General features: G+C 42.1%; 15 protein-coding genes and 1 pseudogene. 1 reads left to right on the top strand and 15 read right to left on the bottom strand.

What is annotated here, in order from left to right:
* Positions 1-47 precede the first annotated feature (47 nt).
* The 5 genes from pyrE to HMPREF2704_RS01750 all read right to left on the bottom strand — a co-directional run bounded on the left by pyrE (position 48) and on the right by HMPREF2704_RS01750 (position 5,318).
* The gene (gene pyrE, locus HMPREF2704_RS01730) at positions 48-680 is read right to left on the bottom strand and encodes an orotate phosphoribosyltransferase (protein ID WP_003003338.1); all 633 of its coding nucleotides are present in this window, start codon (positions 678-680) and stop codon (positions 48-50) included.
* Positions 681-1,069: 389 nt separating this feature from the next.
* Positions 1,070-1,762 carry an orotidine-5'-phosphate decarboxylase gene (gene pyrF / locus HMPREF2704_RS01735; protein WP_003011715.1) on the bottom strand — a complete coding sequence of 231 codons (693 nt, stop codon included), beginning with the start codon at positions 1,760-1,762 and terminating at the stop codon, positions 1,070-1,072.
* A 179-nt stretch (positions 1,763-1,941) separates the two neighbouring features.
* Positions 1,942-2,880 (bottom strand): dihydroorotate dehydrogenase, encoded by a 939-nt coding sequence (locus HMPREF2704_RS01740; RefSeq protein ID WP_070845483.1) that lies wholly within the window; start codon positions 2,878-2,880, stop codon positions 1,942-1,944.
* 9 nt (positions 2,881-2,889) lie between these two features.
* Positions 2,890-3,696 (bottom strand): dihydroorotate dehydrogenase electron transfer subunit, encoded by an 807-nt coding sequence (locus tag HMPREF2704_RS01745; protein ID WP_070845484.1) that lies wholly within the window; start codon positions 3,694-3,696, stop codon positions 2,890-2,892.
* 185 nt (positions 3,697-3,881) lie between these two features.
* Positions 3,882-5,318: a DUF6688 domain-containing protein gene (locus HMPREF2704_RS01750; RefSeq protein WP_070845485.1), complete on the bottom strand. Its 1,437-nt coding sequence runs from the start codon at positions 5,316-5,318 to the stop codon at positions 3,882-3,884.
* 243 nt (positions 5,319-5,561) lie between these two features.
* Between HMPREF2704_RS01750 and HMPREF2704_RS01755 the strand changes: the two genes are divergently transcribed.
* Positions 5,562-6,470, top strand: coding sequence for a LysR family transcriptional regulator (locus HMPREF2704_RS01755; RefSeq protein ID WP_049485765.1), 909 nt, complete (start codon positions 5,562-5,564; stop codon positions 6,468-6,470).
* Positions 6,471-6,590: 120 nt separating this feature from the next.
* On the opposite strand, the gene HMPREF2704_RS10685 is transcribed toward HMPREF2704_RS01755, so the two are convergent.
* The 10 genes and pseudogenes from HMPREF2704_RS10685 to HMPREF2704_RS11650 all read right to left on the bottom strand — a co-directional run.
* Positions 6,591-7,064, bottom strand: coding sequence for a hypothetical protein (locus tag HMPREF2704_RS10685; protein WP_049485766.1), 474 nt, complete (start codon positions 7,062-7,064; stop codon positions 6,591-6,593).
* 146 nt (positions 7,065-7,210) lie between these two features.
* Positions 7,211-7,537 (bottom strand): hypothetical protein, encoded by a 327-nt coding sequence (locus tag HMPREF2704_RS10690; RefSeq protein WP_049485767.1) that lies wholly within the window; start codon positions 7,535-7,537, stop codon positions 7,211-7,213.
* A gap of 5 nt (positions 7,538-7,542) precedes the next feature.
* A complete protein-coding gene (locus tag HMPREF2704_RS01765) occupies positions 7,543-8,604 on the bottom strand; it encodes a hypothetical protein (RefSeq protein ID WP_070845486.1) in 1,062 nt (353 codons plus the stop codon).
* Positions 8,605-8,748: 144 nt separating this feature from the next.
* Entirely contained in the window at positions 8,749-9,720 is a 972-nt protein-coding gene (locus tag HMPREF2704_RS01770; protein WP_070845487.1) for a hypothetical protein, read from the bottom strand.
* Positions 9,721-9,844: 124 nt separating this feature from the next.
* Complete coding sequence (locus tag HMPREF2704_RS01775; RefSeq protein WP_070505624.1) at positions 9,845-10,576, bottom strand: NAD-dependent protein deacylase; 732 nt, start codon at positions 10,574-10,576, stop codon at positions 9,845-9,847.
* Positions 10,577-11,344, bottom strand: coding sequence for a hypothetical protein (locus HMPREF2704_RS01780; RefSeq protein ID WP_070845488.1), 768 nt, complete (start codon positions 11,342-11,344; stop codon positions 10,577-10,579).
* On the bottom strand, positions 11,344-12,054 hold the full coding sequence (gene deoD / locus HMPREF2704_RS01785) for a purine-nucleoside phosphorylase (protein ID WP_003007097.1): 711 nt from the start codon (positions 12,052-12,054) through the stop codon (positions 11,344-11,346). The genes HMPREF2704_RS01780 and deoD overlap by 1 nt, the downstream gene beginning before the upstream one ends.
* Before the next feature lie 519 nt (positions 12,055-12,573).
* Positions 12,574-13,287, bottom strand: coding sequence for a type 1 glutamine amidotransferase (locus tag HMPREF2704_RS01790; protein WP_070845508.1), 714 nt, complete (start codon positions 13,285-13,287; stop codon positions 12,574-12,576).
* Complete coding sequence (locus HMPREF2704_RS01795; protein ID WP_176745624.1) at positions 13,284-14,516, bottom strand: chloride channel protein; 1,233 nt, start codon at positions 14,514-14,516, stop codon at positions 13,284-13,286. The genes HMPREF2704_RS01790 and HMPREF2704_RS01795 overlap by 4 nt, the downstream gene beginning before the upstream one ends.
* A 4-nt stretch (positions 14,517-14,520) precedes the next feature.
* Positions 14,521-14,596, bottom strand: a pseudogene (locus HMPREF2704_RS11650) (purine-nucleoside phosphorylase); the annotation flags it as partial.

The raw sequence follows: 14,596 nt of genomic DNA on the forward strand, positions 1-14,596 counted from the left end.
GATTTTTTCTGTCTAACTTTTGGGGTGCAGTTCACGCTTCCGTCCTATTATTTATTTTGCCAAGTTTCTTGGTTTTCCTTGAAACGGTGCAACAACTCTAAACCTTCAGAGGTGATGTAACCTTGTTCTTCTGCCAAATGAATCAATTCTGTATAGTTAGACAAGGTTTCAAGTTGAACGCCAGCTTCCGCAAATTTCTTATCGGCTTTCTCCAATTGGTAGGTGAAGATAGCTACGACACCAAGAACGTCCGCTCCTTCACGCTTGGCAGCTGCGACAGCATCCAAGACAGATCCACCAGTAGAAATCAAATCTTCCACTACGACCATCTTTTGACCTTGAGGTACACGGCCTTCGATTTGGTTTCCAGCACCATGGTCTTTTGGTTTGCTACGGATGTAGGCAAATGGCAAATTCATCTTGTCCGCAATAATGGCTCCGTGAGGAATCCCTGCAGTTGCTGTCCCTGCAATTACTTCTACTTCAGGGAAAGCTTCCTTGATTTTATCTACAAATCCATTTTCGATCAAGGTACGAGTTTCAGGATAAGCGAGGGTTACACGGTTATCTGTATAAATAGGGGACTTGATCCCAGATGCCCAAGTAAAAGGTTCTTCTGGTTTCAAATAAACCGCTTCGATTTTCAAAAGATGGCTAGCAATATCTTTAGCTAATGACATGACGACTCCTTTATTACGATTTTAATCATATACGAATTAAATCAATAATTGATTCAAACAACAACATTACAGGTTAGTGAATGCGTTAGGAAAGGTCCCGTAGGACTTCCCGTAGAGCTACAAAAGTTTTACTTTTACTGGCGATTAGTCTTCCGACGATCACAGAAGAGAAACGATCATTTTCTCTTCTGTGATCTAGTGAATGCGTTAGGGAAGTCCCATAGGACTTCCCGTAGAGCTACAAAAGTTTCACTTTTAGTAGCGATAAGTGTTCCGACGATTTAAAGGATAAAACGATTATTTTTATCCTCTAAATCTAGTGAATAGTTTAAGGAAGGCCCTATCGGGCTTCCCGTAGAACGTCTTGAAGCACAGCTTCTTAGACGTTCTTAACTATTCCACTGTCTCTTAATTTCATGGTAAGCGTCCCATGGGTTTTCTGCTTGGATGATTGGGCGTCCAACGACAATATAGTCAGAGCCAATTTTATGAGCTTCTTGTGGGGTCATGACCCGTTTTTGGTCGCCGATTTCAGCTCCAGCAGGACGAATCCCTGGTGTTACACAGACAAAGTCTGATGAAGTGGCATCCTTGATCAAGGCTACTTCATGGGCTGAACAGACAACGCCATCCAAGCCAGCTTCTTGGGCCTTGCGAGCATAATTGACTACTGATTCTTGGACCGTTGTTTGGATGTTTTGGCAATCACGCATGTCTTCTTCACTTGTAGAAGTCAACTGGGTCACGGCTACCAATTTAGCTCCTTCACCAAGAGCTGCCTTGGCTTCGCGCATCATCTCTACACCACCGGCTGCGTGGACCGTCACCATATCTACTCCGAAAGTTCCCAGTACGGACATGGCTGATTTGACTGTATTTGGGATATCATGCAATTTTAAATCAAGGAAAATACTGTGTCCAAGCCCTTTGAGGTAATGTACAATTTCAGGACCAACTGCATAGAAAAATTCCATTCCGATTTTTACAAATAATTTTTCGTCTTCTGGAAAATGCTCTAAAAAGTGTTTGACATCCTCGAAAGCTGGGAAGTCAAGGGCGATAATAGGACGTTCTTCACGCATGGATTACTCCTTTTTTGATTGATCATTTTGTCTACAAAAAAACCTTGCCCGAGGCAAGGTTACACGAAAATTAGGTAGGAACAACTACCATGATTCACCGTCTAGACCTTAGGAGCCTCTCTGGACTGCTTTAAAGGTTTTTATTTATTGTAGTACGATATTTGGGAAAAGTCAAGGATTTACAGTAGATTTTCCCGTACATGTTTACGGAAGTTCTCAAGGGTGTCAATACCATAGCGATCCATGACCTGTGGCAGATCTTCGATGATGGTTGGACAAGCATAAGGATCGGTGAAATTAGCGGTTCCAACACCAATCGCAGAAGCCCCTGCAATCATCATTTCAATGGCTGCTTCGGCTGAATCCACACCTCCCATTCCGATAATCGGAAGTTTAGTGGATTGGGCAACCTGACGGATGAGTTTCAAAGCAACTGGGAAAACGGCTGGTCCCGACATACCTCCGGTTCCATTGGCAATGATGGGCTTACCAGTCTTGAGGTCAAAGCGCATGCCGACCAAGGTATTGATCATGGTTAAGCCAGTCGCTCCTGCATCCTCTACTGCTTTTGCGACCTGCGTGATGTCTGCTACACTAGGCGTTAACTTGACATAAACAGGGACTGAGGACGCTTCTACCGCTGCTTTCACAGCCGCATAGGCTAACTCAGGAACTTGCCCGATTAAGAGACCATTATTCCCATGGTCTACATTTGGACAAGAGATATTGAGTTCAATGGCCATGACATTTGGGGCTTGCGAGATCTTGCCAGATACCGTCGCATACTCTTCGTTGGAGAAGCCGGCTACATTGGCAATAATTGGAAGCTCTGGATAATGTTGGGCCAACCAAGGGAGTTTCTCTGCTAGGACCACATCTACCCCTGGATTTTGGAGCCCAATGGCATTGAGCATGCCTGCAGGCGTCTCGGCGACACGTGGCGTCGGATTTCCGAAGCGAGCCTCCGCAGTTGTCGCCTTGATCATGATAGATCCAAGCAGGTCTAAGTCATAGTATTTAGCATATTCCTGACCGAAACCAAAACAGCCAGATGCCGGAATAATAGGGTTTTTCAAGTCTAAACCGGGTAAGGATACGGCTAGTCGATTTGCTGTCATAAGGTCCTCCTACATCACAATCGTACCGGTTTCAAAAACCGGTCCGTCTTCACACACGCGCTTATTGGCTGCTTGGCTTTCATTTTCCAGATGCACTACACAGGCATAGCAAGCCCCCATCCCACAAGCCATACGGGATTCCATGGAAATGTAGGCGCGGGGATGGTCATGGAATTTGGTATTGACATATTTGAGCATGCCAGGTGCTCCACAAGAATAGATAGCGTCAAACTTCTGGTCCATCTGATCAATGACCGTAGAAACATAGCCCTTAGTGCCATAAGTCCCATCGTCTGTCGTTACAGTGACATGTGCAACCTGAGAAAGCTCTTCTTCCAAAATGACGGCTTCTTTGGTCGCAAAGCCGATAACCACTTCAACTTCCACGCCTTGCTCATGGAGTTGTTTGGCCACTTGGACCAAAGGAGGAACACCGATCCCACCTCCAATAATCAAGGCTTTCTGACCTTGGCCCAGATCGGTGAGATCAAAGCCATTTCCCTGAGGCCCCATGACACTGAGTTTGCTACCGATTGGCAATTGGGAAAAGATAGTTGTGCCCCCACCTTCGATGCGGTAGATCAAGCGACAAGTCTGTGTCTTACGGTCAATCTCAGAAATTGAAATCGGACGGCGAAGGAGCTTGGACCCATCAGGGACGCGGATATGAAGGAATTGACCTGGCAGCATCTGCTCCACCATTTCCCCCTTTAAGATCATAGAATAGATGCGGGGAGCGATCTCTTCTTGAGCGACTAGCTCCATCTCCTCCATCATGATTTTTCCAAAGCGTTTTTTACAACTGTCACTGACCATTGGTTTCCTCTTCTTTCTTCCAGCAAAAAAGACCTCGCAAAAGCAAGGTCCCACAAATGATCAGCTAGACTCCGTCCGCTGATCTTTTTTCTGTCTTTCCTTGCAGGCCTCTCTGGACCTCTTAAAGGTTAAATTTGTCTCATTATATCGCGCTTCTTCTCGCTTGTCAAGTAGAAATCGGTGACTTAGGAAACTTTCTTGGGATCAAAATCTTCTGGAATCGGCTTGATGTATTGCATAGCGATTCGGTTTTCTGGCTTGCGATCGACCAAGTAGAGAACCAACAAGAAGATCCATTCCAGGGGCTTCATCAGATAGTAAATGACATCCATAGCCCATTTCTTCTTGATATGTTTGGCAAAGGGATAGCCATAGCGGTCGTAATTGCGACGCAAGAAGCGATGGAATCGTGGCGTCTTTTCTTCTAGCACCTGCTCAAAGGCATTGGCAATACAGAGCTGACGATTGACAACGACTGGATGACCGTGGCGCACGCCCATCCGCTGGGGCTTGACAACATTTTCATGGCCACCAGCCGCAACCGTACAGAGATAGTGCTCATCAATGATGAGATTCTGAGGAGGGATCTTTTGTGAGAAGGCCCAGTCTGCTGTATTGGTCCAGGCCTTGATCATGGAATCAGGTTGCTGCCCAAAGAGCATGAGAACGAAAACAACAAGAGCAAGAGTTGGAAGAGCGACAAGGACCGCTAGCCAAGGCCAGTTCCGTGACTTGTTTAAGAGCTGGTGCAACCATTGAAGTAGACGATTCTTATAGCTTATCTCTGTTCGATCTTCCTGCCACTCCTTGATACGAACCCATAAGAGATGGATGGAATAGATCAGTAAGAAAAAGGTGTGAAAACTTGCTACCTGCAGTTGATTATCAAAAACTAAGAGGAGAACCACTCCTCCTAGAATGCCACTGATGCAGAAGACGTTCGCTAGCGGCGAGAGTGAATTCGCATCCCGATAGGAATAGATGATCAAGGCTAGTAAGGAGAGAGCAGCAAAGGTGAAGAAGGTTGGATAGGCACCTGACCAGATCAGAGCATGTTTCTGAGAATTGATCAAAGGCTCATTCCATTCGTAAAAGGTCATATCCTTGACGATGTAAATGAAAATCGCTTCGAGAAAGCAACCAAAGAGTCCAAACCAAAGAACAATGGTAGGCTGTTGCTTTTTCTTTTTGACAGGCTTAGGACTAGGTGATTCTTGCCTTTCTTTCATAAGGAATGCGTCATCTTCTCTTGTCCCTTCTCCTTCCTTTGGAATTCTATCTTCAAACAAATCAGGATCTTCGAGAGCTTCTTCCTCAGATTCTTTGAACTGGAGGCTAGACCACCGACCAATCCCATAAATGATGACAAAAATATTGGGGACAAAGAGGGCCAGAGTCAAACCGTAAGGAAAGATCTCCATGGTGAAGGCAATGACCTCCCAAACACTAAATTGAATGAATGGATCCTTTATTGCGTAGAGCGACTGACTAATAACCAAATAGATGTAAAAGGCCAATAGAATCAGAGCATTGGTCACAAAATTGATCTGCAACAGACCAGCTGTGAAATGGGTTTCCAATTCCTTATCCTTTTTCTTATACCAGGAAACGAGTTTTTTCATAAGATCTCCTCAATCAATTTTTTACCATTCTATCAATCAGATCTTACCTTCAGCAAGGCAAAACTGTATTTTTCCATCAAAATCAGTCCCCAGATGTAGATTTTGTTTCCAATCTTCTATTTTTTAACTATTTGATCTAGCCTAATTTCTATTACCTACCTCAGCCTGCGTTATTCTCTGATACAGTCCTTGAAAGACCACATTTTACGGGAAAAACGCGCTCTTTTATGTTAAAATAAAAGCATGAGAATACAACAATTACAATACATTATCAAAATCGTCGAAACCGGCTCTATGAATGAGGCCGCAAAACAACTCTTCATCACGCAACCTAGCCTTTCCAATGCCGTCAAGGACTTGGAAAATGAGATGGGAATTGAAATCTTTATCCGGAATCCTAAAGGGATCACTTTGACCCGCGATGGGATGGAGTTCCTCTCTTATGCCCGCCAGGTGGTGGAGCAAATCGACCTCTTATCCGAGCGCTATAAAAATCCCGTGGGTTCTCGTGAGCTTTTCAGTGTCTCTTCACAGCACTACGCCTTCGTGGTTGAGGCCTTCGTTTCTCTCCTCAAGAAAAGCGACATGGAAAAATACGAGCTCTTCCTACGGGAGACGCGAACTTGGGAGATCATCGATGACGTCAAGAATTTCCGAAGCGAAGTTGGCGTACTCTTTTTGAATAGCTACAACCGAGATGTCCTCTCTAAGATGCTGGATGATAATCACCTGATTGCCACCCACCTCTTTACAGCGCAACCTCATATCTTTGTCAGCAAGACCAATCCTCTTGCCAAGAAGGAGATCGTCCACTTGTCAGATCTGGAAGATTTCCCATACCTTAGCTATGACCAAGGAACCCACAACTCCTTCTACTTCTCAGAAGAGATTCTCTCTCAAGAGCATCATAAGAAATCCATCGTTGTCAGTGACCGGGCGACCCTCTTTAATCTCTTGATTGGTCTGGATGGCTACACCATTGCGACTGGGATCCTCAACAGCAATCTCAACGGAAATAACATCGTCTCCATTCCCCTTGATATCGAAGACCCGATCGAGCTGGTCTACATCAAACATGAAAAAACAGCCCTCTCAAAAATGGGAGAAAAATTCATCGAGTACTTGCTTGAGGAAGTGAAGTTTGAAAAATAAAAAATATCTGAGTGTTCATCTTCACTCAGATATTTTTTATGGTCATCTCTATATTTAGAAATCAATATGGGTCAACAACTTGTATTCACAAAATCATTCCAACATCCATAATTTCTGAAATTAGTTAACATTTTTACTAAGTATTTCAGTTGTGTATTCATTTTTATCTGTGTATGTTTTCGATTGTGATAAAACTCTAAAACCTTTAATGTTCTTGCTTCGGTCTTTCATGATATATGTATCTGTTATAGTAGTTTTAAATGAATTTCCTGTCATACGAATTCCAACCGGTTGATTAGTAAATCGATCAGAATAAAATAAATAAACAGAAAATTTTTCTTGACCAATATTTAAACTATTTCCACCATGATCAAACCGTGTATCCCAATAATTGTGTGATTTTGACTGATCATAAGCATCAAAAAACCTTTGATTCCTTTCTGCTGTATTCATAACAGATTGCCGAAAGAATACTGGGCGGAAAAAAGTAAATTCTGGTTCCGTACCATATTGGTAGTAAGTTTGTAGTTTTCCACTCTTTGGATTTCTAACTTGAAATCTAATCTCATATGGATATTCTGGTATTTGAACCAAAGTATCCCCTTGGTAGAGCATTAAAACTAAATCAGTTCTATAAATATACCTGTGTTCTACCTTTTTTAGATTTGGAAAACGGTTAGATAGTTTCGTAAGAAGTTCATTATCTAAAATTCTCTCGCTAAATGCAGGACCAATTGATCCTACATCAAAAGAATGTCCGCTTTACTTTTATCAGTAAAGGTCACATGTAATATTCTGTGACTACCATATTCATCTATGTCTGTTCGGATAGATTCTTTCCATTGTCCATTAGATGGTTTCATTTCTATGTCATCATGAATAAATTCGAAATTGATGTCTTTGATAATCTTTTTCTGTGGCTTAATTTTACTGGTTTTGTAATTGTACACATCATAATAAATCGCTCCTGGCTCAAATAACTCAGGTTTTAAATAATAACGTAGGGCAATATAACCGATGAATACACCAAATAAAGCCAGGTAGATATGTTTCTTCTTAATTTCCAACTTCTTCACCTCCTAAAGATGGACTCTAGTAACAAGATTGAAACCTCTTGTTTCTTACTTACGAAATATTTTTTTCTTGCTCTTTCACTATCATCATAATAATTTCTCAGTTCGTTGAGGACTTCTTTTTCATACTCCTCTTTATTGTTTTCTGTATAGATCTTTTGTGTAGTCCGTACTTTCATCCGATCATTTTGATCACGCTTTATCAGTTGTGTACGGGTAACTGTTAATTTAAATTTCGATCCTGTAGGATTTATATTAATGGGAAGGTTAGATAAAGAATCTGAATAATACCAAGTATCGTAATAAAATTTATATTGATAGGTATTTGACAATTCTTTAGAAATGGTATCGGCTCCCCTGTCCCAGTAACCCTTCCAACTGTTATGGTAATCATCATAAAAAGATTGCATGTCTGCTTGATTCACATCTTTTTTAGTTTTTAAAAACACAGGTGTATTGGTTTTCTCCGGCAAATTTCCATATTCATAATAAGTTTGTAACTTTCCATTTTTTGGATTCTTTAGGTCAAAACGCGTAACAGCTTCTATTTCTGGAACTTGATAGAGAGTATCCCCTACATACATCATTCCAGCTAAAAAGGCAATTTTGAAACCACTATTTTTCTCTGTGATCACATTTGGAAATCTTCGGAGCATTTCTTGTTCTAATTTTTTATCATATAGTAATTTACGACTGAAGGTTGGACCCATTCGAATCGTCTTTTCTAGGGGAATTCTAATTTTTGAACCATCTTCTAACGTGGCATGTAAAATGACATCCCCACCATTAAAAAGGCCAAGATCAGACCGAGTTTCTTCCGACCAAGTTAACCCTTGAGGAACCACTGATTTTTCATAATAAATAAATTCAAGATTGATCTCTTTTACTTTTGCTTTTTTGGGCTCGATCTTCTCTGCTTTGTAGTTATAAACTCTGGTATATTGATAGTCCTTATCAAATAAACCAGGATCAACATAATTTTTCAAATATTGATAAAGTCCAAAGAAGAATAATCCTAAAGCTACTAAAACAAGTGGCAATTTCTTTTTTAACTTCTTCATGCACGCCTCCTAGGAAAATTTAATACATTATAATATAAGGAAGAAACCCGAACAATCTAACCTATTGTCCTAATATAAATATAATCCATAAAAATGTTGAAGTGTTTCACTCTAGAATTGAAATAAACTAAACTCCAGCTTGTATTATTCTACTATGATTTTTGGTTTTTTTCTGTCAAGAATTTCATACGTGTATTCAGTTTGATCAGTGTAAGTTTTCGATTTTGAAGTAACTTTTTCACCCTCGCTATCCTGATCTTCATTTGGTAAAATATAGGTATCTGTAATCGTTGTTTTAAATGTATGTCCCGTAGGGCTAATTCCAACCGGCTGATTGCTTAATCGATCGGAATAAAATAAACGATAGTAACGATACCCTTGCGAAATTGATAAATTAGCATGTCTAAATTCGAAATCTCTATCCCAATAATTTTTTTTACTAGATTGGTTATAAGCATTAAAAAATTCTGGTTTTTCATTATATAAGTGTGCTTTGTTTTGTAAAAAGAATACTGGTCGAAAATAATTAAATTTAGGTTCTGAACCATATTGATAGTAAGTTTGGAGCTTACCATTATTTGGATTTTTCACCTGGAATTGAATCACTGTTTGTTTCTCTGGAATTCGAAATAAGGTATCTCCCTGATAGAGCATTAGAACAGATTCTAAAGAATGATATTGAACAACATCAATGGGTTCTACTAACGGGAAACGAGACGATAATTTTTTATATAATTCATCATCCAAATTTTTCCAACTAAATGACGGACCAATTGAATCTGTTTTTAAGGGAATATCCGCCTTACTGTTATCAGTAAAAGTCACATGTAATATTGGGTCATTACGATATCTATCAATATCTGTTCGTATGGTCTCTTTCCATTTTCCATCTGTAGGCCTTTGCTCATTTTTATCATGGATAATTTCGATGTTAATATCTTTGATAATCTTTTTCTGTGGTTTTATTTTACTAACTTTGTATTGATAGACCTTATGATAAGTATACTCTGAATCAAACCAATCTGGCTTAATATAATACCGAAGACCGATGTAGCCAATAAACAGACTCACTAAAGCAAGAAATACAAATTTTCTCTTCATCCTCAACTTCTTCATGCACGCCTCCTTGACAAAATCTATTTCATTATATCATAATCAAATACATTCATATAGCGCTAGTCAAAAGGTAGACATAAAAACACCTGAAACAAGTGGATTTCCACTTCCCTCAGGTGTTCTTTTATTGTCTTAATTGTGAAAATACTTGGCCAATTTTTCCTTCGATAACTAGGTCTGCTTGCTTATCTTGTGGGATACTGGTTTTATTGATGACAACCAGCTTCTTCCCTCGGAAATACTGAATCAAACTGGCTGCTGGGTAGACCACAAGAGAGGTACCACCAATAATCAGCAAATCAGCCTCTTGGATGGCTTGGGCAGCTTGACTAAAGACGTCCATATCGAGAGGTTCCTCATAAAGAGTTACATCAGGCTTGACCACCTTGCCACAGTCCAGACAGTGTGGAACCGGGCCTTCCAAAGCTAAAAAAGCTTCCAAATCATAAAAACGCTGGCAACCCGTACAGTAATTGCGATCAGCACTACCATGGAGCTTCAAAACGTTTTTAGAACCAGCCATTTCATGGAGACTGTCAATATTTTGCGTCACCACTGCCATGAGCTTACCAGTCTCTTCCAGCCAAGCCAGATACCGATGGGCAGCATTGGGCTTGGCATCAGGGTAGAGCAAGTACTTCTTGTAAAAGTCGAAAAAGTCCTCAGGATAGCGCTCAAACATGGTATGGGAGACCAATTGCTCAGCTGTCAAATGCCGCCCCACCTGAACACTATAGACACCGTCTGAACTTCGAAAATCTGGAATATTTGACTCCGTGGAAACTCCTGCCCCTCCGAAAAACACGATCCGTTGACTCTGATCAATCATCTCCTGTAGTTGAGCAATCTTATCCATCTACTTCTCCTTTAGTAGCTCTTCCATGACAGCATTGGCCTGATCAAAATAAAAGTTAACTTGATCATAATGGATGCCTGTGTAGCTTGCAAGGTCAATCAAATTCTTCATAAAATCCTGAGAAGAGAAACCCGTCGTCCGATGAAGCTCTTCCTCATCAAAGGGCTTGATCAAGTGGGCCAGGGGGTTGCGAACTGATTTTTCTAACTCCCGCAATTGTTGGGCCGCAACTTTGACGCTATCTGGCAAGTCCAACTGCACAATCAACTCCGTCAAACTGGACGAATTGACCACACTTTCGCTGTGGAATTGCTGCAGGATAGGGTTGGCGGACGCATGAAGGCTCTCAAACTTCCAACGGTCATAACTCGATTCTTTGGAGTTATGAATATAATTGGTAATATCAGGAATTTTCAACTGAATCAATCGCATAAAGGTCCGATAGATAGCTGGGCTAACGGCACGAACAAAGTCAATAATCTGCTCATTTCGCAATTTCGCTTCGAGATCATAGAGGTAGTTGGCCAACTGTTCATCTTCTGGATCTTCATGCCAAAAAAGCTGAAAACCAGTCGCCTCTAGCAACTCGGTTCTCAACTTTTGATTCATGACGGGTTGGATATTGAGCTCTCGACGCTCCGCCATTAACTGCAGTAAGCTCACCAACAAATCCGGTACTTCTTCCTGCTGTTTGATAGAGCGCAGAGCCCGGCTGTAGTGATAATTTTGGAGATCGTAGAGCCATTCATCATGAAGGAATTTTGCCATTAGTCTGCAATCAAGGTCTCAAGACCAACTTTCATCATGTCAGTGAAAGTATTTTGACGTTCTTCAGCAGTTGTGTCCTCATCTGGATTGACCAAACTGTCTGAAATAGTCATGATAGCAAGGGCATCCACATGGTGTTGAGCAGCAAGATAGTAAAGGGCTGCTGCTTCCATTTCTACAGCTTTCACACCCCATTTACCAAGCTCGATGTTCTTTTCACCATAATTTGAATAGAAGACATCTGATGACAAGACATTGCCGACGTGAGTCGTCATGCCAAGGTCTTTGGCAATGTGGTAAGCCTTATCTAGCAAATCAAAGCTAGCGATTTGAGGGAAATCGTATTGAGGCCAGTCGTTGCGGATGATGTTTGAGTTGGTTGCAGCAGCTTGTGCCAAGACCAATTCACGAACATGGACATCCTCATTCAAAGAACCAGCCGTTCCCACACGGATCAATTTCTTCACGCCGTAGTCGACAATCAACTCACGCGCATAGATAGAGATGGATGGCATCCCCATCCCAGTACCCATGACAGAAACACGATGACCTTTATAAGTACCTGTGTAACCAAACATGTTACGAACTTCGTTGAAACAAACAGCGTCTTCAAGGAAATTCTCAGCAATAAATTTCGCACGAAGAGGATCCCCAGGAAGAAGAATTTTATCAGCAATTTCACCCTGCTTAGCAGCAATATGGATAGACATAATTTATGATACAAAGAGCGACCAGAAAGCGACTGAAAATTAGGAATCTGACGAGAAATCCTGATTTCTCAGTCAGATTATCTATTTTCCGAGCTTTCCGCTCGTGTTCAAATCAGAACACATGCTCTACCTTTCTTTTTTATTTTTTAGAATAGGCGTTAAAGAGGCAAAATAAAAATAGGAAATCCGACAAAGATGCCTCGCATCTAGGAGGATTTATCTTTTTTACACAGCCTCTAGCCCGGGTTCAATTCAAACCCGAACTGCCCTTCCTTTCATTTTTTGTTTAGAAAAGCTTTCCGCTCGGGTTCAAATTAGAACACATGCTCTACCTTTCTATAAGATACCAAGCCCATAATAAGCAAAGTGAAAATAGGGGATTGTCGCGGCAAGTAATGGACTTGCAAGTCAATCAATCTTTTTCACACAGCTTTTAGGGCGGGTTCAATTTAATATTGTTTTGAAAGTCAAGGCTTGCCCGGGTTCAATTTCAAACCCGAACTACCCTTCCTTTCTTTTTTATTTTGTTAATGAATCCAAAAATGCGTAGAGTTTGGCATTCATTTCTCGATAATCGTAAGCACGAATGGCTTCAGGTTTTTGAACAAAGGTCAGTTTTTGACTTTGTTCTACCAAAAGATCTTCACCGTCAGCAGCAATCAAGAGATCGACTGCTTCTGGATCAAATTCCAGGTGGGCTTGGAAGGCATAGTGTTTAGGACTGAAGCGAATAATCTGACGTGGACAACCTTGACTGGTCGCAAGAACGATAGCATCCTCTGTCAATCCTGGCATATCACCATGCCAATGACCAGTTTCAAGAGTTGCTCCAAACTCACCGACATGCGGATCTGTGAGTCCTTCAGGCGTTAAGGTCACAGGAAAAACACCAATCTCACGTTCTGGACTGTGCTCATAGTTCGCGCCATAAGCAACAGACAGGAGCTGAGCACCAAGACAGACCCCAACAATATAACGATCTGCCTTCATGGCCTTTTGAATCAGGTCGATCTCTGCCTGAGGATCGTAGTATGGAAAAGCTTTTCGATCTTCGTCTGGCGATTGAGGTCCTCCCATGACGATCAAAAAGTCAATCTCATCCACTGACTCTGGTAAGGTTTCATTCTCATAGACTTTAGTCGTGGTCACTTGATGGCCACGCTCCTGTGCCCATTTTAGATAAGCGCCCGGCACTTCAAAGGTTTCATGCAGTACAAAATGTACCTTCATCATTTCTTCTCCCATCTCTTTCGAATCACGTATGACAGACCAGCCGCAAGTACCAGCGGAATAGTCAAATTCCAAGTTTGGCCTGTAAATCCAAGGCTCAGGGCAATGGCTGTCAGAGGAGCTTGTAGGGTCGTCCCTAAAAAGACTGTAGCTCCAAGTAACATCCCTATAGCTGGATCCAGATGAATCCCAAGGACTGTCAAAAGCAAGGTCACTAGATAGCCAGATCCAATCCCTAAGGCAAATGATGGTGTCAAGGTCCCTCCATAGGCACCATTGCGCAAGAGGAGGTAAACCATAAGCCCCTTCACTGCAAGAGTCAGTGGAAGATAAGGAATCGACTGGCTAGACAAGAGGGCTTGCGCTAGTACCTGGCCATTTCCCATAAAGATAGGGAAAAAGGCTACTAGGCTCCCCAGCATTAGAAAGGCTAGAGGAAGAGCCCAAAGAATCGTCCCATCCTTGCGCCGTTTGTGACTAGCCCGCTTGGCGAGGAAAGCAAAGACCAGAGCCATGGGAGTGACCAAGAAAGCAATCACAATAGCCTGTAAGAAGCTGCTAGCCGACCATGAAACTGCGGACAGGTGATAAATGGCCTCCTGACCAACAATAGGCTGAGCGACCCAGGTGGCCAGATAAGTACTGGTCAAAACCAGTAGAAGGTTCTGCCAACTGTAGGCAAGTCCTAAGGTCTCAAAGACGAACAAGCTACTGGCAAAGGGAACCTGATAAACCGAAGCCAAACCAGCTCCAGCCCCACAGGCAATCAAGACTTTTCGCTCTTTAAGAGCGAGTGAGAATCCCTTCGCCAAGCAACCAGCTAGAAGAGCCCCGACCTCACGTGGGGCTCCTTCTTTTCCGACCGATGCACCTGCTCCGACAATCGCCACCTGCATCCCTGCATGAAGGAGGTGGGCTAAGGGCGCTGGATCCCGGTCTCCAGCTAGGTCAATTTGCTGGCGAATAGACAGGATCTTATAACGTTTTTGCAGGACATACCAGAAGCCAGCTGCGAAGCACCCAGTCACACACAAGACCAGAAATCTACGGAGAACTCCAGCTTCTTGAAATTGCTGGAGCAAATCTGACGTAGCTTGGCCAAAGGCCAGCCCTTGCACCCCTTCTAGTAGATAATGGCAGGCAATTCCGACCAGACCTGTTCCTATTCCCAAGGATAAAGTAGCTAGAAGTAACCTCAGTCCGTAGGGCAGACTTTGGAGTCGTACTTTCATTGGATTAGAGTTCAGCAAGAATCGCTTTCAGCAATCCTTTGAAGTCGCCTTTGACGCGCTCTGTCACTTCTACCACTTCT

The organism is Streptococcus sp. HMSC076C09 (genome assembly GCF_001837905.1).
Classification (GTDB): Bacteria; Bacillota; Bacilli; order Lactobacillales; family Streptococcaceae; genus Streptococcus; species Streptococcus parasanguinis_I.